Below are 22,800 nucleotides of genomic sequence, written 5' to 3'. Positions count from 1 at the left end.
CGGGGTGTCCATCCATCCCACCGGCCGTGCACGCGGCCGGTGCACCCGGCAGGACGGAGGAGCCGGTGGAACTGCGCTGGCTGGAAACGTATGTCACCGTCGCGGAGGAACTGCACTTCGCCCGCGCGGCGGACCGGCTGCACCTGGCTCCCTCGGCGCTCAGCGCCCAGGTCAGGGCACTGGAGTCGCACCTGGGGGTCCGTCTGATCGACCGCGGACGACGCACCCGCCCGGCTCTCACCGGCGCCGGGCGGTTGTTCCTCGAAGAGGCACGGCTGACCCTCGCGCAGGCCGCCCGGGCGGAGGCGGTGGGCCGGCGTGCCGGTCGCGGGGAGCTGGGGCACGCCGAGATCGCCTACGTGGCCTCCGCCGCCTTCTCCGGTGTGCTGACCGACGTCCTCACCCGGTGCGCGGCCCTCGACACCCATCTCACCGTGCAGGTGCGCGAGTTGGAGACACCGGCCCAGCTGGAGGCCCTGTCCTGCGGGGACGTCGACGTCGGCTTCCTGCGCTGGCGGCCGGAGTACCCGGCCGGGATCACGGCCACCTGTCTGCTCGCCGAGGACGTCGTCCTGGCGCTGCCGGACGGCGCACCGCTGGCGGCGTACGAGACGGTGCCGGCGGCGGAGTTGCGCCATGAGCGGTTCGTGGCGCCGCACTTCGACGAGGAGTACGGCTGCCGCGACCAGATCCTGGAGGTGGCGGAGCGGGGCGGTTTCAGCCCTCAGTACGCGCCTCCGGTACGGGACTTCATCGCCGCGCTCACTCTGGTGGGCGGCGGTCTCGCCGTCGCGCTGGTGCCGGACTCGCTGCGCCGCGTACGGATACCGGGTGTCGCCTACCGCCCGCTGGCCGACGTACCGCTGACCACCCGGCTGGTGGGCGCGTACCGCAGGGGCGAGACCTCACCCGCGGTACGCGGCGTGATCCGGCGTCTGCGGGCGACGTCCACGACCGCCGTCGCCTGACGCCACGGTGCCCCAGCAACGACGAACAGACGCATGGTGGAGGAACACATGACATCGATCAAGCACGTGGGAGTCGTCGGCGCCGGGCAGATGGGCCGGGGCATCACGGAGATCTGCGCCCGGGCCGGGCTGCACGTCACGTTGTGCGACGTGACCGAGGACCGGGCCCGTGCGGGACTGGCGGGCGTGGCGGACTCCCTGCTCAAGGCGGAGAAGCGCGGAACCATCACCTCGCAGGACCGCGCCCGTGCCCTGGCCGGTGTGTCGGTCACCGCTGACCTCTCCCGCCTGTCCGGGGCGGACCTGGTCATCGAGGCCGCTGTGGAGGACGAACAGGCCAAGACCGCGCTGTTCCGGCAGCTGGACGACGTGGTCGCCGACCCGGCGGCCGTACTGGCCAGCAATACCTCCTCGATCCCCATCGCCCGGCTCGCGGCCGCGACCCGGAGGCCGGAGGCGGTGGTCGGGCTGCACTTCTTCAACCCGGTCCCCGTCATGCCGCTGGTCGAGGTGATCCCGTCGCTGCGGACCTCGAAGGCCACGGAGCTGCGCGTGCTTGACTTCGTGGGCGAGGTCCTGGGCAAGAAGACGGTCCTGGCGCAGGACCGCGCCGGCTTCGTCGTCAACTCCCTCCTGGTTCCCTACCTGTTGGCAGCGGTGCGGATAGTGGGCTCCGGCACGGCGACGGCGGAGGACATCGACACCGGGATGACGGCGGGCTGCGCCCACCCGATGGGCCCGCTGCGCCTCGCCGATCTGATCGGACTGGACACCGTGTCCGCGATAGGCGAGGCGCTGTACGAGGAGTACAAGGAACCGCTGTACGCCCCTCCCCCGCTGCTGCGCCGCATGGTCGAGTCGGGGCTGCTGGGCCGCAAGTCGGGACAGGGGTTCTTCAATTACCGGGCGGCCTGAGAACCCCAAGGCCGTCGTGGAACGACGAGCGACATGCGCTCGGTGCCCAGAGGCCGACGGCAAGGCGAGGTGCGCCCGGTCGGCTTGACGCAACGGCGCGGCGCCGAGGGTGCGTACTCCGGTTAGTACTCCAGCCGTAGATCGTGATCTCGATGGTGAGGGCGCCGAGGCGACAGTCGGACAGCGTCGACCATCTGGCCGAGACCGCCCACGCTGTCGGCTCCTTCTCCCTCTACCCGAGTTCACCGAGACGGAGGGCATCCCTTATCTCGCTGAGCTTTGCGGTCGTCGCCGGGGTCTGCTCCTGCGCTTGTTCAGCGAGTCGGAGGGCATCGTCAATCTCGCTGAGCTTCGCCGAGGACAGGACGGCCGCCCGCTCTATCAGGTCGTCCCGGGACACAGTGGTCAGCCACGTGCACGGGGTGAAGCCTGGACGCGGGAACGCGAGCCGCAGCACGCCTTCGAACGGCAGTCCTTCACCGGCGCCCACCATCACTTCGATGCCCAGACCGCTGATGTCGACGCCCGCCGGAGCAACGACCTGCATCACCCGGATCCCGGACGTGTCCTCTCCCGACAGCAGTACGACCAACCTCCGCTCGTCGAACTGAACCCACCAGACTTCGCCACGTTGCACAAGTCCTCCAAATACAGGACGGCAGGCAGACGCTGCGCGAGCCTGACGCGCTGTGGAGACGGGTGCGGCCACCGTTGATCATCGGTGTGTGAAGACAAACGATCATGCGGTGGCCGCAGGTCACAGCGTAAACCCTGCCCACTGGCAGGAGGCGTTCGAGGGCCTGATGAGCCGGATAGCGGGACGGTTCACGCGGGTCGAATCCCGGCGCCGAGCCCGGAAATTGGTACTCGGCCTGCTGTCGGACCTCCCGCGCAAGAACTGCTGGACCATCGCCGAGTGGGCCGGGGACAGGACCCCGGACGGCATGCAGCACCTGCTCGGGCGGGCCAAGTGGGACGCCGACCAGGTCCGCGACGACGTGGGTGACTACGTGGTGGAGCATCTGCACGACGACGAGGCGGTGCTGGTGGTCGACGAGACCGGCGACGTGAAGAAAGGCACCGACACTGTCGGTGTCCAGCGCCAGTACACCGGCACCGCCGGACGCGTCGAGAACAGCCAGGTAGCCGTTTACCTCGCCTACTCGACCCCGCGAGGGCACGCGGCGATCGACCGGGAACTCTATGTTCCGCGTTCCTGGACCTCCGACCCCGACCGCTGCCGGGCCGCCGGACTCGGTGACAAGACGGAGTTCGCGACCAAGCCAGAGCCGGCCGCCCGCATGGTCACCCGATTCCTGGACGCCGGCCACCGGGCCGCATGGGTCGCGGGAGACGAGGTCTACGGCGGCAACCCGAGGCTGCGCGCCGCGCTGGAGGAACGCGGCACCGGCTACGTGCTAGCGGTGGCCTGCTCGCACGAAGTCACCACAGGCGCCGGGAAGTTCCGCGCGGATACGCTGGCCAGGAAGGTGCCCAAGAGGGCCTGGCAGAAGCTGTCCGCAGGGGTCGGAGCCAAGGGCCACCGCTTCTACGACTGGGCCGTCATCGACCTCACCGACCCCCGGCCCGGGAGCCAGCAGTTGCTGATCCGCCGCAACCGCAGCACCGGCGAACTCGCGTACTACCGCTGCTACTCGCCGGCCGCAGTGCCGCTGACCACCCTGGTCCGCGTCGCTGGATCAAGGTGGCGGGTCGAGGAGTTTTTCCAGTCCGGCAAGGGCTTGGCGGCCTTGGACGAGCACCAGGTCCGGCGCTACTCGTCCTGGTCCCGCTGGGTCACCCTGGCCATGCTTGCGCACGCCTTCCTCGCCGTCGTCCGCGCGAACGAACACGACCGTCATCCCTCACCCGACGAGCTGATACCGCTCACCTGCAACGAGATCCAACGACTGTTCATCACGCTCGTCATCCAACGCGTCTTTGACCCTGTCCACCGGCTTGGCTGGTCCGTCTGGCGACGCCGCCACCAGGCCCGATCCCAGACCAGCCACTACCGACGACAAGCTGCTCAAGCATGAAGATCACGATCTACGGGTGGAGTATTAGGCTCAGAAGATCGTTGTTCACAGACCGCTATGAGGGAGCCATGGCCGTCACCTACTTGATGCTCGCGCGGCTACCTGAAGGGGGCTTGGGTGCCTTCGACGCTTATGAAAGCGCTGTTCTGCCGCTCCTTGCCGAGTATGGCGGGCGTCTTGAGCGCCGACTTCGCACCATGGACGATCAGGTCGAGGCCCACCTCCTGACTTTTCCCGGCAGCGAGGATCTCGCTGCCTACCGGGCGGATCCCCGGCGCTCTGCCGCTGCACCGCTGCTGGAGTCGTCCGGGGCAGCGGTCGAACTGCTCGCGGTGCGCGACGTTTAGTCTGCCTCTTCCGCGGCGCGCTCGTCGGTCCCCTCCGCCTGGGTGGTCAGCGGAACGCCGGGTGTCCGGTGATCGCCTGACCGACGACGAGCGTGTGCATCTCGCTGGTGCCTTCGTAGGTCATGACGGACTCCAGGTTGTTGGCGTGGCGCAGCGGTGAGTACTCCAGGGAGATGCCGCCCGCGCCGAGCACGGTGCGGCACTCCCGTGCGATGGCGATCGCTTCGCGGACGTTGTTCAGCTTGCCGACGCTGATCTGCTCGGGCCGGATGCGGTGCTGGTCCTTGAGCCGCCCCAGGTGGACGGCGAGCAGTGCGGAGTTGCCCAGGGACACGGTCATGTCGGTGAGCTTCTTCTGGGTGAGCTGGAAGGCGCTGATCGGCTTGTCGAACTGGACGCGGGAGTCGGCGTACTCGATGGCCGCCTGGAGCGAGTCGCGGGCGGCGCCGACCGCGCCGAACAGGATGCCGAAGCGGGCCTCGTTGAGGCAGGACAGCGGTCCGCGCAGGCCCTCCGCGTGCGGGAGCCGTGCCGAGTCGGGCAGCCGTACGTTGTCGAAGTACAGCTCCGAGGTGACGGACGCACGCAGCGACATCTTCTGCTTGATGTCCTGGGTGGTGAAGCCGGGTGTGCCGCGCGGGACGAGGAAGCCGAGGATGCCGTCCTCGGTCTGTGCCCAGACGGTGGCGACGTCGGCGATGCCGCCGTTGGTGATCCACATCTTGGAGCCGTTCAGGATCCAGTCGTCGCCGTCGCGGACGGCCCTGGTGCGCATCCCGGCGGGGTTGCTGCCGAAGTCGGGCTCGGTCAGGCCGAAGCAGCCGATCGCCTCACCGGCGGCGAGCCGGGGCAGCCACTCCTGCTTCTGCTCCTCCGAGCCCCACTTCCAGATGGAGAACATCGACAGTGAGCCCTGCACGGACACGAAGCTCCGGAAGCCCGAGTCCGCCGCCTCCAGCTCCATGCACGCGAGGCCGTAGCTGACCGCGTTCGTCCCGGCACAGCCGTAGCCCTCCAGGTGCATGCCCAGCACGCCCAACTTGCCGAGTTCGGGGGCGAGTTCGCGGGCGAAGTGCGCGTTCTCGAACCACTCGCCGATGTATGGGCGCACCCTGTCGGCGAGGAACTTGGCCACGGTGGCCTGGATCTCGCGTTCCTCGTCGGTGAGGGTGGAGGAGAAGTCGAGCAGGTCGAGGGGGTCCTTCATCGGCTTGGCGCCGCTCATCGTGAGCTCCTGGGAGTTGTGGTGATCGGTTCGGTTGTGGCAACTGCACGGGGAACGGCCGGATGACCGCTCTTCCCGCCGCTCAGGTGTGGTCGGAAACGCGGTGGAGGATCTCCGTGGTGTGCTGGCCCAGGCGCGGCGGCGGCAGACGGTACTGCGCCGGCGTACCGCTCAGTGCGATGGGGTTCGCGATCTGGCGGGCGGGCTTGCCGACAACTCCGTCGACGGCTGCGGCGGGGATGTCGACGATGCCGGGGAGACCGAGCTTGTGGGCGAAGGCGAATGCCTCGTCGAGGGTGTTGACCGGTCCGGCGGGCACCCCTGCGGCCAGCAGGACGGCCGACCAGTGGTCGGCTCCGGCCGCCCTCAGCCGTTCGCTGAGGATCTCTCGAAGGGCGGCGCGGTGGACGACCCGGTCGGCGTTGGTGCGGAAGCGGTCGTCGGCCGCGAGACCGGGATCCCCGACAGCCCCGGCGAGCGCCACGAACTGCCGGTCGTTGCCCACCGCGATCGCGATCGGACGATCGGCGGCCGGGAAGGTCTCGTACGGGGCGATGCTCGGGTGCGCGTTGCCCATACGGCCCGGAACCACACCCGCGACGGCGAACGCCGACGCCTGATTGACCATGGCCGACAGCAGCGAGCCGAGGAGGTTCACCTCCACGTGCTGGCCCTCCCCGGTGGCGTCCCGGTGCCGAAGGGCCGCGAGGATGCCGAGCGAGGCATGCAGGCCGGTGATCACATCGACCAGGGCCACGCCGGCCTTCACCGGCTCCACGCCCGCGTCCCCGGTCACGCTCATCAGCCCGCCGACGGCCTGGACGAGCAGGTCGTATCCGGGGATCGCCGCGCCCGCGCCGCTGCCGAAGCCGCTGATCGAGCAGTAGACCAGCCCCGGGTGCCGGGCCCGGAGTTCGCGAGGGCCGAGCCCGAGCCGTTCCATCGTGCCGGGACGGAAGTTCTCCACCAGCACGTCACACTCGGCGACCAGGGCGCGGGCCTGTTCGAGGCCGGCATCGGTCGTGAGGTCCAGGACGACGGACTTCTTGTTCCGGTTGACGCTCAGGAAGTACGTCGACGTGCCGTCGTCGTCGGTCGGTGGGTGCCAGGCCCGGGTGTCGTCCCCGATGCCCGGCCGTTCCACCTTCACCACATCGGCGCCCAGATCGGCGAGGAGCATGGTGGCGTAGGGCCCCGCGAGAACCCGGGAGAAATCAGCGATACGCAGCCCCTCCAGCGCGCCGAGCCCGGCTCCGTCGGGAATGCCGGTCCATCCGTCCGGTGCGTCGTGCTGGGTGTCCACGCCCCGTCCTCTCTGATCGTCCCGCGTGCGCGGGGTTGCTGCGTCTCGGCCGGTTCCCGTCACCACCGGCGCCCCGGAGGCCGTGTCGGGCGGGCGAGCTCGACAAGGGGCAGGCCCTGGCCGGTGGGGGCGACGGACCGTACGACACTCACCCTCGCCCCCACCGCGACCACGACCGGCGCTGTCCCGGTGACCTGGCAGAGCAGGTTGAAGCCCTCGTCCATCGCGACGAACCAGGTGTTGTGCGGGGCATGGCCGTTCCGGCGTACGACGACACCGGAGCCCTCGCTTCGCTCCCGTTTGAAGGCCGTGGAGCCGCAGGAACGGCAGTACGAGCGGCGATAGGCCGGAGTGCCGCACCACAGGCAGCGCTGGAAGAGGAGTTCACGGCCGACCACAGGTGTGTCGGGCGCGGCTGCGGCAGCCGCCTCGCGGTCTTCTCCCGCCTCGGTGTGTTCGCGGGTGTCTGCCTGAAGCATCACGGCCTCCTTACGCAGTCCGGTGACCGGAAACGAGTGGTCGGGATCCGATGTGGCTCCATCACCCTGGCCCTGCTGCGGAGCGCCGGTCAACGACGTACTGACGCATCTTTGTGCGCGTAAAGCGCGCTGTTCGCTGAGGTCGGAGCGGGTTTCCCGGCGCTACTCTCCCTGTGCGGCGCCGAGACGAGGCGGTGCTCGCAGGCGTAGCCCTGGAGCAGCGAGCGCAGTCGGCCGCGCCCCCGGTGCAGTCGGGACAGCACCGTGCCGAGGGGGGTTCGCATGATGTCGGCGATCTCCCGAACGGTGAAACCCTCGACGTCGAAGAGGTGTACGACGATGCGGAAGTTCTCGGGAATGGCCCGCAGCGCCGCTTCGACGTCCGCGTCGGGCAGGTGGTCGAGCACCTCGGATTCGGCCGTACGAAGACCCGTGGACGTGTGCGACCCGGCGCGGGCCAGCTGTCGGTCCGTCGGCTCCACCGTGTCGTCGTACTGCGGCCGACGCCGTTGGCTGCGGCGGGAGTTGAGGAAGGTGGTCGTGAGGATGCGGTACAGCCATGCCTTGAGGTTCGTCCCCTCGCGGAACTGGTGGAACGAGGTGTAGGCCTTGGCGTAGGTCTCCTGGACGAGGTCCTCGGCGTCGGCCGGACGGCCGGTCATGCGCAGGGCGGCCGAGTAGAGCCCGTCGAGGAAGGCGAGGGCCGGTTCGAAGCGGGCCTGGTGCTCCGCATCGGACCGCGTCGGGGCGTGTGCCTCTCGGACAGTGTCCTGGGCGGCTCCGGAGAGGGCTCGGGTTGTGGTCATGACGCCTCCTGGGAGGTGTGGTCGAGCGGCAGCCGGGTCAGGGGTCGGGCCGGCTCAAGGCAGGCCGGTACGTCGTGCAGGGCGAGGACGACGGCGGTGTCGGGCAGGTTCGTGAGGATGCCGAGTACATGGCGGGCGGTCCGGTCGTCCAGGCCCGTGGTGGGTTCGTCGACGATCAGTACGTGCGGGTGGCGGGCCAGGGCCCGGCCCAGGTAGACCCGGCGGAGTTCACCGCCGGAGAGCTGTCTCCCGCCGGGGCCGACAGGGGTTGTGGCGGTCAGCCCGCTGTCGTTCAGGCGTAGTTGGGAGAGGCGTTCGTCGATCTCGTCGTCGGTCAGGGCGGCGTCGGCGAGGCGCCAGTTGGATCCGAGGGTGCCGGTGAAGAGGTGGTCGTCGGCGGCGACGGCCGCGACGGCGGGCCGGCCGTCGTGGCCGTCGGCCGCTTGCCGCAGCGACGAGGCGAGGGCTCGGAGCAGAGTGCTCTTGCCGCTGCCGGAGCGGCCGGTGACGACGAGCGTCGCGCCCCGGGCGACGGTGGCACCGAGGACACGCCCGGGCCGGAGGGCCATCGGCGGAAGGGGGTAGTCGGCGAAGCCGATGCCCTGCTCGGTGGACCATGACCGTATCCCCGGAACGACGGTGTCGCCCATGGTGATCGGCGCGCCGGCCGTGAGCCTGTGGTGTGCGGCCTTCGCAGCGGCTCGGGCTTCAGCGGCGGCCGCCAGTTGCTCGGCCTGGGCCAGCACGCCGAGGGACAACAGGGCGACCAACACGAACGTGGGGGCGTCCGGTGCGCTGCCGGCGGCGGCCGTGGCGGTCAGAGTGGCCGTGCCGATCAGGCCGGTGGCCAGCGTGGTCCGGTGCCTTCGTCGGCCGGAGACTTCCCGCGCGATGTCGAGTCGGGTGAGCCTCGCCGTCGTACGCGCCGCCAACTCCTCGGCGGCGCCGAGCGATGCCAGCTCCGTCCAGGCGTCGACGGCCGTGACGAGTTCGGCGCGCAGCGCCTTGCGGGTGTGCTGCTCGGTTTCGCGCGCGATGCCGGGCGTACGGTGGGCGATCACCACCATGCCGACGACACCGGCCGCGAGTACGGCGGCCGGTACGAGGGACGTGGACACCGCTACGGCGAGGACGGCACCGACGGTCGACGCAGCGGTGACGGTGACGGGGGTCGTGAACTCGATCAGTGCCATCCCGGCACTGTCGGCGTCGGCCATGCTGCGGTCGAGCAGTTCTCCCGACCACAGACGGTCCGCCTGTGCCCGGTCTGCGCCTGCGGCACGGTCGAAGAGGCCGGCTCGAGCTGTGGCGACCCGGCGCAGAGCGGCGGCGTGCAGGACCAGGCGCTTGCTGTAGTTGCCGGCGACGCGGGCCAGGGCGAACGCGCGCACACCGCCGCTGGGAGCGATGTAGGAGAAGGAGCTGACGGTGGCCGCCCCGGCGACGGCGCAGGCGCTGATGAACCAGCCCGACAGACCGAGCAGTCCCACGGAGGACAGTTCGGCGACGACGGCGAGCGCCAGCCCTCCCGCAGCAAGGGAACGCGCCCGCCGATCACGGCCGTTCGGGCCACGCCTGCTGCTCATCGCGCGTTCACCGGCCTCGCGTCGTGCAGGAGGCCGCCGTCGATCGCGAGCACGGTGTCGGCCGCCGCGGCCAGCGGGAAGGAGTGGGTGGCGATGACGACGGTGCAGCCGTCGGTGGCCCGTCGCAGGGCCTCGACGACCTCGCGTTCGCTGTCCGCGTCGAGGTGGGCGGTCGGCTCGTCGAGCAGCCAGAGCCGGGCTCCGCGCAGAAAGGCGCGGGCGATGGAGATCCGGCGGGCCTCACCGGTCGACACACCCCAACCGCCCTCTCCGAGACGGGTGTTCAGTCCCTCGGGGAGACCCTCGATCACGGCGCTCAGCCCGGCGGCATCGACGGCCCTGCGGATCTGCTGCTCGGTGGCCTCCGGGCGGCCGAGGCGGATGTTGTCGCGGACGGTCGCGTCGAGCAGCACGGTCTGCTGTCCGACCCAGGCGCATCCGCCGAGCGCCGGCGCCTGCCGTACGGACGAGGTCTGCCACCGGACCGAGCCGGCCGACGGCCGACGCAGGCCGGCCATCAACGACAGCAGCGTGCTCTTCCCGGAGCCGGAGGCGCCGGTGATCGCGGTCCAGGTGCCCGGTGCGAACTCGGCGTCGGCACTGACGGTGTCGTGGTCGGCGTCGCCGTAGCGGAACCGGACGTCTGTCAGCGACACGCCGACCGGCTCGGTCAGCGGCGGACAGGCCGCCGGGATCACCTCGGCGGGGGTGTCCTCGACGGTGCCGCGAATGACGCCGGCCGCGACCGTCGCGCGTTCCCGCTGGTGGAAGACGGAGGCCCTGGCGCGCATCGGGGCGAAGTACATCGGACACACCAGCAGCACCAGCAGACCGGTGAACAGGTCGAGGCGTGGCGCGTGCGGCACCTGCACATAGCCGAGCAGCGACAAGCCGATGTAGGTGGCGTTCACCGCGATGGAGAACGTGATGACGATGTCCATGATCATTCCGGACAGGAAGGCGCGGCGCAGCACGCTCGTCGTCGCCTTGTTCAGCTGCTCGGCGGCCGTGGTCAGGGTTCGGCCGCGTCGGCCGACCGCGCCCAGCTCGCGCAGCGTCCGCATGCCGCGGAAGCTGTCGAGGACGACGGCGTTCAGGTGCCGGGTCGCGGCCGCCTGCCGGTCCGCGCCGTGCTGCGCGAACAGGCCTGCCAGGCGCATGTTGAGGGGCAGCAGCGCGGTGGTCAGGACCAGCACGATCGCGGCCGGCCAGTGCACCGCGGCCGTGACCGCCAGTGCGGCGAGCATGGACAGCGGTGCCGACCGGTTCAGGGGCGCGGTCCGCGCGTGGAAGTCGGCGATGTCGTCGGCCAGGTCGACCATCGCCCATGCGGCCTCGGCCGGGCCGGTCTCGCTGACCCGCCGGGCGGTCGGCAGCAGAGCGCCCGTCAACTCCTGCCGCAGGCCGGTCGCGACGGCACGCGCTCCCCGCCCGGCGAGCGTGCCCGCCGTCCAGTCGGCGCCCACCGCCAGCACGCTCGCAACGGCGAAGGCCACCAGACCCCACGTCTCGTGCACCCTGGCCCGGTCCATCACTGCCTGGGCCGTCCATGCCAGGGCGCCCCAGCGCGTGATCGTGAACAGCGTCTCCAGTGTCCGGAGGGTGCCCGACAGGCGGAACGAGTGCCGCCCGGGCGCGGCGCATGCGGTGAGCCACGCGCCGTCGTCCTGCCCCTTTCCGACGGCGCCCGCCTCACTCGTCCCATCCATCTCGTACATCTCATTCGTCGTCATGAGGGCGCCGCTCGTCGACGATCCACGCGATGCCACCGGTCAGAGCGATGGCGATCATGCCCAGGGTGGTCAGCAGCTGCGAGTGGACCTGCGCGTAGCCACCGAACATCCCCTGGCAGACGAAGTAGGCGAGCAGGCCCAGCACGGTCCAGACGACCGCGGCGAGCAGACGCAGCACGGCACGAACCGGCGTGGGGAGCGAGCTTCGGGTGGTCATGAGTGCGCTCCCGCGGTGTCGAGTTTTCCCGCGAAGGCCCGATGGGCGAACACGTTGTAGGCCAGCACCAGCGGCATGTTCAAGCCGATGCCCACGAGGATGAAGACCATCGTGGAGTGCGGGCCGGCCGCACTGTCGACGGTGAGGCCCGGTGGTAGGAGCACCGGATAGCGGGCGACGCACAGGGCGAGGAACACGGACACCGTCGCGATCACGAGCCCGCCGAGCGGCAGGGTGTCCGCCGCCCCGGACTGCCGCTTCCACGGAAACGTGACGAGTGAGGCGGACGCTCCCCCGCAGGCGAACAACAGCAGGAGGGCGAACGCGAAGGCGCGCCCCGGGCTGTCGAGGTTCAGCGGTGCCGCGGTGGTGTCGACGGTGACGAGGACGAGAACCAGCAGCACTCCCCCGGCCACCGTGGCGACCGCCCCTCGTCGTCCCGCCGACTCCCGCAGTGGCCCCGACGACTTGTGCTTGGTGTAGGCGTAGCCGAGTGCCGTGTACGCGGCCGTTACCGCGAGCCCCGACAGCACGCAGAACCAGCTGAAGGCCCCGAAGGCCGACCCGGTGTACACGTCACCCCGCAGATGTACCGCCGAGGTCAACGTCCCCAGGGCGAACCCCTGTGCGAACGCGGCGAGCAGCGACGCCACGCCGAAGGCGGTGGTCCAGCGGGGAGCCGGTGGTGCCTGGGACGCCATCTCGACACTCACGCCGCGCACGATCAGGGAGAACAGTACGACCGTCATCGGCAGGTAGGCGTGTGGCAGGAGTGTGCCGAAGGCCAGGGGGAAGCCCGCCCAGAGCGCGACGCCGAGCAGGATGAGCCAGGTCTCGTTGCCGTCCCAGCCCACCGCGACGGACTCCAGCATGTGCCGCCGGTGTGCGGGGTCGCGTTCGAAAAGGGTGGCAACGCCGACTCCGAGGTCGTAGCCGTCCAGCACGACGTACATCAGGAGACAGACGAGGACGGTAGCCGCCCAGAGAGTGGTGGTCATCGCGCCGCCACCTCCCGGGAGCCGATCTGTACGGAAAGCTCCAGCGATACGCCGTCCTTGGCGGGGCCGGTGTCCGGCAGGTTCTCCGGTGGGGTTTCCCGCCCGGGGTCGTCGCGTTCCGGGCCTGTGCGCATGGTGCGGACGATGTAGGCGACGTAGGCCACCAGCATGATCAGGTAGAGCGCGGAGAAGCCGATCACCGAGAACAGGACTTCGCCGGGCGCCAGCCGGGACACCGCGGCCGAGGTGCGGAGCTGCCCGAACACGATCCATGGCTGCCGTCCCGCTTCCGCCGTGACCCAGCCGCCGAGGATGGCGAGGATCCCCACCGGGGTCGTCCAGAGGACGAACCGGTGGAAGCGGCGCGCGGTCCACAGGCGGTTGCGCATGCGCAGGACCGTGGCGGCGAACGCCGTGCCGAACATCAGCACGGCCGCCAGGAACATGACGCGGAAGCCCCAGAACGTCGCGGCCATGTCGGGCCGGTCGGCGGCGGAGGTGAGCTTCAGGCCGGGCATGGCCGTCTTGCAACTGAGATCCTTGGCGATGTAGCTGCCGAGGCAGGGAATGTCGAGTTCGGCGATGTTCCGCGCGGCTTGCTGGTCCGGAATGGAGAACAGGACGAAGCCGGTGTTCCCGTTGCCCCAGTTGCCCTCGATCGCCTCCAACTTCGAGAGCTGATACGGCAGTTCATGCCCGGCCACATTGTCACCGAGGTAGAGCTGTACGGGCATCAGCAGCGCGGCGATGCCGAGCGCGATCGACATCGAGCGGCGGGCGAAGCCCTTGGCGCGCCCCTTGACCAGGTACCAGGCCGAGATCCCGGCGACGAAGAAGCTCGCCGAGATCAGCACGGCGGCCAGCATGTGCGGCCAGCGCCAGATGAACGACGGGTTGAAGATGACGCGCATCCAGTCCGTGGGCTCGAACCGGCCGTGGACGACCTTGAATCCTGCGGGTGTCTGCATCCACGAGTTCGCCGCGATGATCCATGTGGACGACAGGACGGTGCCGACCGACACCATCACGGTGGACAGGAACATCGTGCCCTTGCGGACGCGGCCGTCGCCGTAGAGCAGGACGCCGATGAAGCCGGCCTCGACGAAGAAGGCGGTCACGACCTCCATGCCGATGATCGGCCCGATGATCGGGCCCGTCCTCGCGCCGTACACACCCCAGTTGAGACCCATCTGGAAGGTGATGACGGCACCGGCGACCACGCCGATCGCGAAGCCGACGGCGAAGATACGCCGCCAGAACCGGAACATCTGCAGATAGACCGCCCTGCCGGTACGCCAGTACAGGCCGTAGACGACCGCCAGGAAGATCGACAGCCCGACGGTGATCGCCGGGAAGGTCATGTGGAACATCACGGTGATGGCGAACTGCCATCGCGACAAGTCGAGAAGACTCATCACTGCTCCCTTACGAGAGGTTCGAGAGGGGCGGGTTCAGGCGTCGACTACGGGAGTGGCCGACGTGGACTTGTTGAATCGCGGCAGGGCGGCGGCGCCGACCGCGAGGAGGGCGACGATGCCCATCTGCACGTACTCGACTCCGGCAAAGGCGTGGGCGACGTTGTGCGGGGCCAGGGCCAGATAGAGAGTGCCGAGGGTGGCCACCCCGAGGGCGAGTCCGCTCTGCTGGAGGGTGATCAGTACGCCGCTGCCGATACCGGCCATGTGGGTGGGGACGTCGGCGAGCACGCTGCGGAAGAGGCCGGCGAACAGCATCGACTGTCCGGCACCGACCAGGGCCAGCGGTACGGCCATCGCCCACAGGCTGACGTGCGGCCAGTTCCCCAGCAGGACCGCCACCAGTGAGACCAGTCCGGCGAGTTGTACGACGGCGCCGGTGGACAGCGCCGCCCGGCCGAAGCGTGTGATCAGGCGGGGCGCGACCAGTGAACCGGCGAAGAAGAGCAGGGCCATCGGCAGGATCGCAAGCCCGCTGTGCAGGGCATCGGCGTGCAGGCCGTTCTGGACCGTGAGGGCGAAAACGAACATGAAGGCGCCGAAGCCGATACTGAAGGCGAACACCATGGTCAGCCCACGGGACATCGACGGCAGGCGCAGCAGGGACGGCGGCAGCAGCGGGACCTCGCCGCGCCGCTCGGTGCGCTTCTCCACTAGGTAGGTGGCGGCGCCCAGGACGACCGCGGCGGCGAGCATCACCCAGGTCCACCACGGCCAGCCCAGGGAGTGCCCCTCGGTCAGCGGCACCAGCAGGGCGGTCAGCGTGGCGGCGAACAGGACGGTGCCGGGCAGGTCGATGCCGACCGGGTGGTGCGAGCGGGTGTCGGGCACGATCCGGGCCGCCACGAACAGCACCACCACGCCGATGGGCACATTGACCAGGAAGATCGGCCGCCAGGAGGTACCGGCGATGTCCGCACTGACCAGCAGGCCGCCGACGAGTTGTCCGACCACGGCGGCGATTCCGGAGGTGGCCCCGTACAGGGCCACGGCACGGGATTTACGCTCCCCTTCGAGGACATGGTGGAAGGTCGCCAGCACCTGCGGGATGAGCAGGGCGGCGGTGGCGCCCTGGACGATGCGGGCCGCGATCAGCGCACCCACGCTCGGAGCGACGCCGCAGGCCAAGGAGGCCAGCACGAAGCCCACAAGCGCTCCGAGGAAGATGCGCCGACGGCCGAAGCGGTCGCCGAGACGGCCCCCGAGGACCAGCAGGGTGGCGTACGCGACGCCGTACCCGGCGATCACCAGCTCCAGCGCCGACGCGGAGGCGTGCAGTGAGGCGTCGATGCTGGGCAGGGCCACGTTGGTGATGAAGAAGTCCATGATCGGCAGGAACGCGCCGGCCAGCAGGATGAACACCCCGACCAGGTGCAGGCCCCCGGCGCGGGCCGTGGCATGGGGCGAGAGCGTCGTCGCTCCGGCCTGCCGGGCGGAGGAAGTGGTTGTCGTCATGACAGCCCCCAGGGAAAGGAAGTCGCACAGGAAAGTTATGTGCTCATAACTATGAGCACATAACGAGTATGCCCCCATAACTACATGGCGGCAACCCCGTACCCTGGAGCCGTGATGGAGGACCAAGCGCAACAGACGGGCCCGACAGCAGGGCCGGACCACGAGCAGCGGTGGGCCGAGCTGGCCGACCTAGTACTGATCATCAGCCGGGAGATCCAGTTCCGCCGCTACACGGACGAGCGGGCTGTCCACCTGTCACAGTCCGAGGGCATGGTGATGCGCTACCTGAAGAGCGACCCCGCCGCCACACCCAGCCGCATCGCCACCGCGACCGGGCTCCAGCGCACCAACCTCTCCACCGTCCTGCGCGGACTGGAAGAGAAGGGCTTCATCGAGCGGCACGCCCACTCGGACGACGGTCGCGGGGTGACGGTCCACTCCACCGAGCGCGGACGCAGCAACACCGTCCTCGTCCGCCAGGAATGGGCCACGACCGTCTCCGAAGCCGCGGGCCACGACACCGAACACCTCGACGCCACCCTCGCCCTGCTCAGCGCCGTGGAGACCGGCCTGGCCAGGACACGGCCACGGAACCGCGCCACACCTCCGGCAACGGAGACCTGACCTTCCAGCATCCGCCCCACCGCCATCGAGGGCGCGGTCGATCGGACCGCTCCACCAGGTCACCGCGAGACTCGTCAGCCCGGCCTCGATCACCGGTGCGCCCCAGAACACGCCCGACGGCGGCCGGGACGACGAGCGCGACAAGCACAGTCACGAAAGCTCCGATCAAGGCTGCGGGGATCCGGAACTGACGCCGGGTCAGCCAGATCGTCACCGGATCTCCTCAAGCCCCGAACCGGGCGGAGACACAGGGCCCGCGTCGGCGGGCCGCCGCACGCAGACCAGGACGATGCCGTCCAGCGGGAGCGGAGCGACCCCCGGATCCAACCAGCTCACCGTGATCTCCAGCGGCCGCCGCATCGGCATGACAGCTGACGCCCCTCTATCGCAACGGCCGACCAAGCCGGATGGCGAACCGCCGCCGGAGCACTAGTCGACCGGGTCGTACCACCGATACATTCCGGCCCGGCCGGCGTCGGGATCGAGCCTGTCCAGGACGGCCTGGCTGATGTCGGTGAGCTGGGTGATCTGCTCGGGCGTGAGTGCGTCGATGACGGTGTCCCGGACGAAGGACACATGGCCCGGAGCGGCCTCGCGCACCTTTTGCCAACCGGCATCCGTGAGACGGGCGTTGGTGGCGCGGCGGTCCGTCGGGCAGGGGACGCGTTCCAGCAGGCCGCGGGCTTCCAGGCGCTGCACCACGTGGGAGAGCCGGGCGAGGGTGGCGATGGTGCCCTCGGCGAGCTTCGCCATCCGCATGGTGCGGTCGGGCGCCTCGGAGAGCATGGCGAGCACCTGGTAGTCGAAGTGGGTCAGCTGGGCGTCGCGTCGCAGCTGACTGTCCAGGGCCGTCGGCAGCAGTTCCAGTACGGCGGCCATTCGCAGCCACGCCGACAGTTGCTCCCGGGTGAGCCATCGCGTTTCCACGTCCGCATTATGTCAGCAACGAAATAGTTGTTGCTACAACCCAGACCGGCATGCCATGGTTGTAGCTACAACCAATGGAGGTCGTCATGGCGCACATCAGCATCATCGGCAGCGGGAACATGGGGCAGGCCATCGCCGGACTCGTCGGCAAGAGCGGCGACACCGTGGAAGTCCTCGGCAGCTCCGACGCGGAGCGGGAGATCACGGGCGACATCGTGGTGCTTGCCGTGCCGTATCCGGCCGTCGGGCAGGTCATCGCCCAGCGGGGTGCGCAGTTGGCCGCCAAGGTCGTCGTCGACATCACGAACCCGCTGGACTTCCAGACCTTCGACTCGCTGGTCGTCCCGGCCGACGGCTCCGCCACCGCCGAGATCGCCGCCGCACTGCCCCAGTCGCGTGTCATCAAGGCGTTCAACACCAACTTCGCCGCCACGCTGGCCACCGGCACGGTGAACGGGCGGCCGGCCACCGTGCTGCTCGCCGGTGACGACGCGGACGCCAAGACGGCGCTCGCCCTCGTGATCAGCGCCGCCGGGCTGCGCGCCGTGGACGCGGGCGGCCTCCGCCGGGCCCGGGAGCTGGAGGCGGTCGGTTTCCTGCAGCTCACCCTCGCCGTCGGCGAGAAGACCTCCTGGACCGGCGGATTCGCCCTCGCCGACTGACACCACGGTTTCCGAACCAACAGAACCAACAGAACCAAAAGGGGAACCCCGATGGGAATCGGTCCGATGCGGCTCAACCACGCCGTCCTGTTCGTCGCCGATCTGGCACGATCCGAGCGGTTCTACACCGAGGTCTTCAGCATGGACGTCGTCCTGCGCGAACCCCGGGCCAACGCGGTGTTCCTGCGCTTGCCGCGTTCCGTCCACGATCACGATCTCGGCCTCATGGGCGTCGGCCGCTCCGCACCGCCCAGGCGCCACGGCGGGATCGGGCTCTATCACCTGGCCTGGCAGGTCGACACCGTCGACGAACTCCCCCAGGTCCGCAAGGTGTTGGCGGAGGCCGGCGCGTACACCGGGGAGTCCAGCCACGGCGGCACGACCAAGAGCGTCTACGGCTCCGACCCCGACGGCAACGAGTTCGAGGTCATGTGGATGCTCCCTCGCGACCAGTGGAGCGCGTACGCGACCACCGCGTCCATCGAACGCCTGGACCTGGCAGAAGAGGTCAGCCGCTGGAGCGGTGTACGCACCGCCGGCGAGATCCGCTGAACCCCGAACGGCCATCACCGGCAAGCAGCCAGGAGCGACACCATGACCGACCACGGCCTTGACCCCGTCACCGTCCCCGGACTCGACCGGGCCCGTCGCGAAGCCATGATCCGCGCCGATGTCCCCACCCTCACCGGCATGTTCGCCGACGACATGGTGTGGATCCACGGCAACGGCGCAGTGGACACCAAGCAGGGCCTGTTGGGCAGCATCGGCTCGGGACGGACCAAGTACCTCGCCATCGACTGCGCCGACGAGACCGTCCGCCTCCACGGCGGCCTCGCCTTCCTCGGCGGAATCACGGCCGTCAAGGCCGATATCGGCGGGCACATCCTCGAAACCCGGAGCCGCTACACGGTCGTGTGGGCGCCGGACGGCGACGCCTGGAAGGTCGTCAGCTGGCAGTCCACCCTCCTCCTCTGACCTCCCCCCTTGACCTCCTCATCTGACCGAACGATCCGCAATGTCGAAAGGTATGTGATGGAACACAACGTGCAGACGCCGAACCAGAAGTCACGACGAACGCTGCTGCGTGGTGCCGTGCTCGGCGGGACCGGCATCGCCGCGGCCTCCCTGCTTTCCCCCGGAAGTGCGGCGGCCACCGACTCCGGCGACGGGCTCGTGTTCCCCGGAGTCGATGTCGTCATCGACACCTCGCACGCCACCAGAGAGGCGGCCGTGCTGCTCCGGCAGTATTTCGCCCGCAAGAGCGCGCACGACCTCGACGGGTGGATGTCTTTCTTCTCGCGCGATCCGATCACCTACATCGATGCGGTCGTGAGCGCGGGCTACTTCACCTGGGACGCCCTGCGCGACGGGCTGGCCCAATTCGTTCCCACCTGGCCCAGCGACGGAAAGTCGTACCCCACGCGCATTCTGGGCGACGCGACCAGCGCCCTCGTGTTCTTCACCGACACCGCCGGTCTGTTCGGGCCTTCCGAGATCCGCGCGGCCGGCGTCGTCAACTTCCGCCGCCACAAAATCACCCGGCAGATCGACTACTGGGACGGTCGGCATTTCGGCATGGCCAACACGGCGGCCCTCGCGGCATACGGGTCCGGGTCCCTGCCGGACTACGGCGAATCCACCGTCGGAGAAACCGCCGCGCCCGCCATGAAGCACGTCGTGAGCAAGCTCGCACAGGCCCTGCGTCATGGCGACGGCGCCGCCGCCGCTGAACTCTTCGCACCCGCCGCCGTCTTCGAGGACATGACGGCCCACCTGCACATCGTCGGCCCCCGAAGCATCGGCACCTATCTGACCGACGCCGTCTCCCTGCTGCCCTACGCCGGTGGCGGTACGGCGGTTCGCCACATCGTCGGCAACGCGGTGGGCGGGGGCTATGAGTGGACGGCGTCCGACAGTGCGGTCACCCGTGGCATCGTCGGCCTCGAGGTGGACCGCTGGGGCAGGATCACCCGCTTCACCGCACTGTGGGACGGCTCACTCATGGACGACACCACCTTGGTCTCACTGGGCCGCACGGCGATCGAAAGGTAGAAAAAGCCACCGCTCCGGAGTGGGAAGACCGGCGATTCGTCCCCTGCGGAGAACGCACCGCCCGTATCGCCCGTACCCTTCGTGGTGTCTACGGCGTCAGATAGAGGGCGCCAAACCACTGGAGGCAACACCCCGTGCTGATTGCTCAGCGTCCGTCCCTTACCGAAGAAGTTGTCGACGAGTTCCGCTCCCGGTTCGTCATCGAGCCGCTGGAGCCGGGCTTCGGCTACACCCTCGGCAACTCTCTGCGTCGTACGCTCCTCTCCTCGATCCCGGGTGCGGCGGTCACGTCCATCCGCGTCGACGGTGTCCTGCACGAGTTCACCACCGTGCCGGGTGTCAAGGAGGACGTCACCGACCTCATCCTCAACATCAAGCAGCTCGTCGTCAGCAGCGAGCAGGACGAGCCCGTCGTGATGTACCTGCGCAAGCAGGGGCCGGGTCTCGTCACCGCCGCCGACATCGCGCCCCCGGCCGGTGTCGAGGTGCACAACCCCGACCTGCTCCTCGCCACGCTCAACGGCAAGGGCAAGCTGGAGATGGAGCTGACCGTCGAGCGCGGTCGCGGCTATGTCTCCGCCGTGCAGAACAAGCAGGTGGGGCAGGAGATCGGCCGTATCCCGGTCGACTCCATCTACTCGCCGGTTCTCAAGGTCACGTACAAGGTCGAGGCGACGCGTGTCGAGCAGCGCACCGACTTCGACAAGCTGATCGTCGACATCGAGACCAAGCAGGCCATGCGTCCGCGTGACGCCATGGCGTCGGCCGGTAAGACGCTCGTCGAGCTGTTCGGGCTCGCCCGCGAGCTGAACATCGACGCCGAGGGCATCGACATGGGCCCGTCCCCGACGGACGCCGCCCTCGCCGCCGACCTGGTGCTGCCGATCGAGGATCTCGACCTCACCGTCCGGTCGTACAACTGCCTCAAGCGTGAGGGCGTCCACTCCGTGGGCGAACTCGTCGCCCGCTCCGAGGCCGACCTGCTCGACATCCGCAACTTCGGCGCGAAGTCGATCGACGAGGTCAAGGCGAAGCTGGCCGACATGGGCCTGGCCCTGAAGGACAGCCCGCCCGGATTCAACCCGACCGCCGCCGCGGACACCTTCGGCGCGGACAACGACGCGGACGGGAGCTTCGTGGAGACCGAGCAGTACTGACCGCTGCTCCGACCGGCCGGGGTGCGGTGACACTTCGCGTACGGGGCAGGAGAACCTCGACACGGTTCCCTGCCCCCTCGGCGCCCCGGCCGGCGACAGAGCGGCGCTCCGGTGCCTGACGTACGACCCGCCGGCCCGCTCGGCCGGCGGGCGTCAGGCGCTCAGCGCCGCGAGTACGACGGACCTCGCCTCGTCCTGGACCTGGCTCAGATGGTCCGGGCCGAGGAACGACTCCCCGTAGATCTTGTAGACGTCCTCGGTGCCCGAGGGGCGGGCCGCGAACCAGGCGTTGGCGGTGGCGACCTTGATGCCGCCGAGGGCGGCGCCGTTGCCGGGGGCCTCGGTGAGGACCGTGGTGACCGGCTCGCCCGCGAGGGTGGCGGCGGTGACCTGGCGCGGGGACAGCTTGGCGAGCAGGGCCTTCTCCTCGCGGGAGGCCGGGGCGTCGACGCGCGCGTATGCGGGGGCGCCGAAGCGGTCGGTGAGCTGGGCGTAGTGCTGCGACGGGGTCTTTCCGGTGACGGCCGTGATCTCGGAGGCGAGCAGCGCCAGGGTGATGCCGTCCTTGTCGGTGGTCCACACCGAGCCGTCGCGCCGCAGGAAGGACGCCCCCGCCGACTCCTCGCCGCCGAAGCCGAGGGTGCCGTCGGACAGACCGTCCACGAACCACTTGAAGCCGACGGGAACCTCGACGAGCGGCCGGCCGACGTCCGCCGCGACCCGGTCGATCATGCTGGACGACACCAGCGTCTTGCCGATCCCGGCGCCCGCGGGCCACTGCTCCCGGTGCGAGAACAGGTACGAGATCGCCACCGCCAGATAGTGGTTGGGGTTCATCAGGCCCCCGTCCGGCGTGACGATGCCGTGCCGGTCGGCGTCGGCGTCGTTGCCGGTGGCGATGTCGAACCGGTCGCGCTGCGCGATGAGCGAGGCCATGGCGTACGGCGAGGAGCAGTCCATGCGGATCTTGCCGTCCCAGTCCAGCGTCATGAAACGCCAGGTGGGATCGGTGAGCGGGTTGACCACCGTGAGGTCGAGACGGTGCTGTTCGGCGATCCGCCCCCAGTACGCGACCGAGGCGCCGCCCAGCGGATCGGCGCCGATGCGCACACCGGCGGACCGGATCGCGTCCAGGTCCAGCACGTTCGGCAGGTCGGCCACATAGGCGCCGAGGAAGTCGTGGCGGCCGGTGCCGGGTGCGGCGAGGGCGCGGGTGTACGGGATGCGCCGTACGTCCTTCAGGCCGCCGGTGATGATCTCGTTGGCGCGGTCCTGGATCCAGGAGGTCGCCTCGGAACCGGCGGGGCCGCCGTTCGGCGGGTTGTACTTGAAGCCGCCGTCGGCGGGCGGGTTGTGCGAGGGGGTGACCACCACACCGTCTGCGAGGCCGGACGTACGGTTCCGGTTGTGGGCGAGGATGGCGTGCGAGACCGCCGGAGTGGGCGTGTAGCCGTCGGTCTCGTCGATGAGGACGGTCACGTCGTTGGCGGCGAACACCTCCAGGGCCGTGATCCTCGCGGGCTCCGACAGGGCGTGGGTGTCGGCGCCGAGGAAGAGGGGGCCGTCGGTGCCCTGGGCGGCGCGGTACTCGCAGATGGCCTGGCTGGTGGCCGCGATGTGGTCCTCGTTGAACGCCGTCGCCAGGGACGAGCCGCGGTGCCCCGAGGTGCCGAACGCCACCCGCTGCCCCGGTTCGGCCGGGTCGGGGTGCAACGCGTAGTACGCCGTGACCAGGCGGGCCACATCGATGAGGTCCTCGGGCCCGGCGACCTGCCCTGCTCGCGCGTCCTGCATTTCCGGCTCCTCCGCAAGGTCGACCGTCGAGTACGGCC

Annotated in this window: 24 protein-coding genes; 10 read left to right on the top strand and 14 right to left on the bottom strand. The window is 69.7% G+C overall.

Going from position 1 to position 22,800, the window contains the following annotated elements; genetic code table 11:
• The first annotated feature begins 65 nt into the window (after nucleotides 1–65).
• Both OG787_RS50410 and OG787_RS50405 read left to right on the top strand, forming a co-directional pair.
• Entirely contained in the window at nucleotides 66–968 is a 903-nt protein-coding gene (locus OG787_RS50410; RefSeq protein WP_369034953.1) for a LysR substrate-binding domain-containing protein, read from the top strand.
• Nucleotides 969–1,016: 48 nt separating this feature from the next.
• Nucleotides 1,017–1,883 carry a 3-hydroxybutyryl-CoA dehydrogenase gene (locus OG787_RS50405; RefSeq protein WP_405540186.1) on the top strand — a complete coding sequence of 289 codons (867 nt, stop codon included), beginning with the start codon at nucleotides 1,017–1,019 and terminating at the stop codon, nucleotides 1,881–1,883.
• Nucleotides 1,884–2,115: 232 nt separating this feature from the next.
• Here OG787_RS50405 and OG787_RS50400 read toward each other — a convergent pair whose 3' ends face one another.
• Nucleotides 2,116–2,520 (bottom strand): type II toxin-antitoxin system PemK/MazF family toxin, encoded by a 405-nt coding sequence (locus OG787_RS50400; RefSeq protein WP_369029891.1) that lies wholly within the window; start codon nucleotides 2,518–2,520, stop codon nucleotides 2,116–2,118.
• Between the two features lie 166 nt (nucleotides 2,521–2,686).
• Here OG787_RS50400 and OG787_RS50395 point away from each other — a divergent pair, with 166 nt between their 5' ends.
• On the top strand, nucleotides 2,687–3,922 hold the full coding sequence (locus OG787_RS50395; RefSeq protein ID WP_405540762.1) for an IS701 family transposase: 1,236 nt from the start codon (nucleotides 2,687–2,689) through the stop codon (nucleotides 3,920–3,922).
• A gap of 68 nt (nucleotides 3,923–3,990) precedes the next feature.
• A complete protein-coding gene (locus tag OG787_RS50390) occupies nucleotides 3,991–4,269 on the top strand; it encodes a hypothetical protein (protein ID WP_405540185.1) in 279 nt (92 codons plus the stop codon).
• Nucleotides 4,270–4,315: 46 nt separating this feature from the next.
• Here OG787_RS50390 and OG787_RS50385 read toward each other — a convergent pair whose 3' ends face one another.
• The 10 genes from OG787_RS50385 to OG787_RS50340 form a co-directional block, all read right to left on the bottom strand.
• Nucleotides 4,316–5,494 carry an acyl-CoA dehydrogenase family protein gene (locus OG787_RS50385; protein ID WP_405540184.1) on the bottom strand — a complete coding sequence of 393 codons (1,179 nt, stop codon included), beginning with the start codon at nucleotides 5,492–5,494 and terminating at the stop codon, nucleotides 4,316–4,318.
• Between the two features lie 82 nt (nucleotides 5,495–5,576).
• Nucleotides 5,577–6,797 carry a CaiB/BaiF CoA transferase family protein gene (locus OG787_RS50380; RefSeq protein WP_405540183.1) on the bottom strand — a complete coding sequence of 407 codons (1,221 nt, stop codon included), beginning with the start codon at nucleotides 6,795–6,797 and terminating at the stop codon, nucleotides 5,577–5,579.
• Between the two features lie 59 nt (nucleotides 6,798–6,856).
• On the bottom strand, nucleotides 6,857–7,276 hold the full coding sequence (locus tag OG787_RS50375) for a Zn-ribbon domain-containing OB-fold protein (protein WP_369031548.1): 420 nt from the start codon (nucleotides 7,274–7,276) through the stop codon (nucleotides 6,857–6,859).
• A gap of 89 nt (nucleotides 7,277–7,365) precedes the next feature.
• Nucleotides 7,366–8,082 carry a sigma-70 family RNA polymerase sigma factor gene (locus OG787_RS50370; protein WP_369031547.1) on the bottom strand — a complete coding sequence of 239 codons (717 nt, stop codon included), beginning with the start codon at nucleotides 8,080–8,082 and terminating at the stop codon, nucleotides 7,366–7,368.
• On the bottom strand, nucleotides 8,079–9,668 hold the full coding sequence (locus OG787_RS50365) for an ATP-binding cassette domain-containing protein (protein WP_405540182.1): 1,590 nt from the start codon (nucleotides 9,666–9,668) through the stop codon (nucleotides 8,079–8,081). The genes OG787_RS50370 and OG787_RS50365 overlap by 4 nt, the downstream gene beginning before the upstream one ends.
• The gene (locus tag OG787_RS50360) at nucleotides 9,665–11,401 is read right to left on the bottom strand and encodes an ABC transporter ATP-binding protein/permease (RefSeq protein WP_405540181.1); all 1,737 of its coding nucleotides are present in this window, start codon (nucleotides 11,399–11,401) and stop codon (nucleotides 9,665–9,667) included. Before OG787_RS50360 ends, OG787_RS50365 begins: the two co-directional genes overlap by 4 nt.
• A complete protein-coding gene (locus OG787_RS50355; protein ID WP_405540180.1) occupies nucleotides 11,388–11,618 on the bottom strand; it encodes a hypothetical protein in 231 nt (76 codons plus the stop codon). Before OG787_RS50355 ends, OG787_RS50360 begins: the two co-directional genes overlap by 14 nt.
• Nucleotides 11,615–12,616 carry a cytochrome d ubiquinol oxidase subunit II gene (locus OG787_RS50350; protein WP_405540178.1) on the bottom strand — a complete coding sequence of 334 codons (1,002 nt, stop codon included), beginning with the start codon at nucleotides 12,614–12,616 and terminating at the stop codon, nucleotides 11,615–11,617. The genes OG787_RS50355 and OG787_RS50350 overlap by 4 nt, the downstream gene beginning before the upstream one ends.
• Nucleotides 12,613–14,031, bottom strand: a complete 1,419-nt coding sequence (locus OG787_RS50345; protein ID WP_405540177.1) for a cytochrome ubiquinol oxidase subunit I — start codon at nucleotides 14,029–14,031, stop codon at nucleotides 12,613–12,615. The genes OG787_RS50350 and OG787_RS50345 overlap by 4 nt, the downstream gene beginning before the upstream one ends.
• Before the next feature lie 36 nt (nucleotides 14,032–14,067).
• On the bottom strand, nucleotides 14,068–15,546 hold the full coding sequence (locus tag OG787_RS50340; protein ID WP_405540176.1) for an MFS transporter: 1,479 nt from the start codon (nucleotides 15,544–15,546) through the stop codon (nucleotides 14,068–14,070).
• Between the two features lie 114 nt (nucleotides 15,547–15,660).
• Between OG787_RS50340 and OG787_RS50335 the strand changes: the two genes are divergently transcribed.
• Nucleotides 15,661–16,170, top strand: coding sequence for a MarR family winged helix-turn-helix transcriptional regulator (locus OG787_RS50335; RefSeq protein ID WP_405540807.1), 510 nt, complete (start codon nucleotides 15,661–15,663; stop codon nucleotides 16,168–16,170).
• A 210-nt stretch (nucleotides 16,171–16,380) separates the two neighbouring features.
• Here the strand turns inward: OG787_RS50335 and OG787_RS50330 are convergent, their stop codons facing one another.
• Nucleotides 16,381–16,536, bottom strand: coding sequence for a hypothetical protein (locus OG787_RS50330; protein ID WP_405540175.1), 156 nt, complete (start codon nucleotides 16,534–16,536; stop codon nucleotides 16,381–16,383).
• Nucleotides 16,537–16,599: 63 nt separating this feature from the next.
• A complete protein-coding gene (locus tag OG787_RS50325; protein WP_369031539.1) occupies nucleotides 16,600–17,097 on the bottom strand; it encodes a MarR family winged helix-turn-helix transcriptional regulator in 498 nt (165 codons plus the stop codon).
• 86 nt (nucleotides 17,098–17,183) lie between these two features.
• Here OG787_RS50325 and OG787_RS50320 point away from each other — a divergent pair, with 86 nt between their 5' ends.
• From OG787_RS50320 to OG787_RS50300, 5 genes are all read left to right on the top strand, one after another.
• Nucleotides 17,184–17,759 (top strand): NADPH-dependent F420 reductase, encoded by a 576-nt coding sequence (locus tag OG787_RS50320; protein WP_369031538.1) that lies wholly within the window; start codon nucleotides 17,184–17,186, stop codon nucleotides 17,757–17,759.
• 51 nt (nucleotides 17,760–17,810) lie between these two features.
• The gene (locus OG787_RS50315; protein ID WP_369031536.1) at nucleotides 17,811–18,311 is read left to right on the top strand and encodes a VOC family protein; all 501 of its coding nucleotides are present in this window, start codon (nucleotides 17,811–17,813) and stop codon (nucleotides 18,309–18,311) included.
• A 42-nt stretch (nucleotides 18,312–18,353) separates the two neighbouring features.
• Nucleotides 18,354–18,734 carry a nuclear transport factor 2 family protein gene (locus OG787_RS50310; protein WP_405540174.1) on the top strand — a complete coding sequence of 127 codons (381 nt, stop codon included), beginning with the start codon at nucleotides 18,354–18,356 and terminating at the stop codon, nucleotides 18,732–18,734.
• A 69-nt stretch (nucleotides 18,735–18,803) separates the two neighbouring features.
• The gene (locus tag OG787_RS50305; protein ID WP_405540173.1) at nucleotides 18,804–19,811 is read left to right on the top strand and encodes a nuclear transport factor 2 family protein; all 1,008 of its coding nucleotides are present in this window, start codon (nucleotides 18,804–18,806) and stop codon (nucleotides 19,809–19,811) included.
• A 134-nt stretch (nucleotides 19,812–19,945) separates the two neighbouring features.
• Nucleotides 19,946–20,968 carry a DNA-directed RNA polymerase subunit alpha gene (locus tag OG787_RS50300; protein WP_369031533.1) on the top strand — a complete coding sequence of 341 codons (1,023 nt, stop codon included), beginning with the start codon at nucleotides 19,946–19,948 and terminating at the stop codon, nucleotides 20,966–20,968.
• Between the two features lie 153 nt (nucleotides 20,969–21,121).
• Here OG787_RS50300 and pgm read toward each other — a convergent pair whose 3' ends face one another.
• Complete coding sequence (gene pgm / locus OG787_RS50295) at nucleotides 21,122–22,762, bottom strand: phosphoglucomutase (alpha-D-glucose-1,6-bisphosphate-dependent) (protein ID WP_369031532.1); 1,641 nt, start codon at nucleotides 22,760–22,762, stop codon at nucleotides 21,122–21,124.
• Between the last annotated feature and the right edge of the window lie 38 nt (nucleotides 22,763–22,800).

The organism is Streptomyces sp. NBC_00075, assembly GCF_045041225.1.
Taxonomy (GTDB): Bacteria; Actinomycetota; Actinomycetes; order Streptomycetales; family Streptomycetaceae; genus Streptomyces; species Streptomyces adonidis.
The sequence above is the reverse complement of the archived record's forward strand: the minus strand, read 5'-3'. Positions and strand labels throughout refer to the sequence as shown.

Bases quoted from the DNA above. Each gene is read 5' to 3' on its own strand.
- OG787_RS50405 (WP_405540186.1), top strand. From the start codon at position 1,017: ATGACATCGATCAAGCACGTGGGAGTCGTCGGCGCCGGGCAGATGGGC.
- OG787_RS50395 (WP_405540762.1), top strand. From the start codon at position 2,687: ATGAGCCGGATAGCGGGACGGTTCACGCGGGTCGAATCCCGGCGCCGA.
- OG787_RS50390 (WP_405540185.1), top strand. From the start codon at position 3,991: ATGGCCGTCACCTACTTGATGCTCGCGCGGCTACCTGAAGGGGGCTTG.
- OG787_RS50385 (WP_405540184.1), bottom strand. From the start codon at position 5,494: ATGAGCGGCGCCAAGCCGATGAAGGACCCCCTCGACCTGCTCGACTTC.
- OG787_RS50375 (WP_369031548.1), bottom strand. From the start codon at position 7,276: ATGCTTCAGGCAGACACCCGCGAACACACCGAGGCGGGAGAAGACCGC.
- OG787_RS50370 (WP_369031547.1), bottom strand. From the start codon at position 8,082: ATGACCACAACCCGAGCCCTCTCCGGAGCCGCCCAGGACACTGTCCGA.
- OG787_RS50365 (WP_405540182.1), bottom strand. From the start codon at position 9,668: ATGAGCAGCAGGCGTGGCCCGAACGGCCGTGATCGGCGGGCGCGTTCC.
- OG787_RS50360 (WP_405540181.1), bottom strand. From the start codon at position 11,401: ATGACGACGAATGAGATGTACGAGATGGATGGGACGAGTGAGGCGGGC.
- OG787_RS50355 (WP_405540180.1), bottom strand. From the start codon at position 11,618: ATGACCACCCGAAGCTCGCTCCCCACGCCGGTTCGTGCCGTGCTGCGT.
- OG787_RS50350 (WP_405540178.1), bottom strand. From the start codon at position 12,616: ATGACCACCACTCTCTGGGCGGCTACCGTCCTCGTCTGTCTCCTGATG.
- OG787_RS50345 (WP_405540177.1), bottom strand. From the start codon at position 14,031: ATGAGTCTTCTCGACTTGTCGCGATGGCAGTTCGCCATCACCGTGATG.
- OG787_RS50340 (WP_405540176.1), bottom strand. From the start codon at position 15,546: ATGACGACAACCACTTCCTCCGCCCGGCAGGCCGGAGCGACGACGCTC.
- OG787_RS50335 (WP_405540807.1), top strand. From the start codon at position 15,661: ATGGAGGACCAAGCGCAACAGACGGGCCCGACAGCAGGGCCGGACCAC.
- OG787_RS50330 (WP_405540175.1), bottom strand. From the start codon at position 16,536: ATGCCGATGCGGCGGCCGCTGGAGATCACGGTGAGCTGGTTGGATCCG.
- OG787_RS50320 (WP_369031538.1), top strand. From the start codon at position 17,184: ATGGCGCACATCAGCATCATCGGCAGCGGGAACATGGGGCAGGCCATC.
- OG787_RS50315 (WP_369031536.1), top strand. From the start codon at position 17,811: ATGGGAATCGGTCCGATGCGGCTCAACCACGCCGTCCTGTTCGTCGCC.
- OG787_RS50310 (WP_405540174.1), top strand. From the start codon at position 18,354: ATGACCGACCACGGCCTTGACCCCGTCACCGTCCCCGGACTCGACCGG.
- pgm (WP_369031532.1), bottom strand. From the start codon at position 22,762: ATGCAGGACGCGCGAGCAGGGCAGGTCGCCGGGCCCGAGGACCTCATC.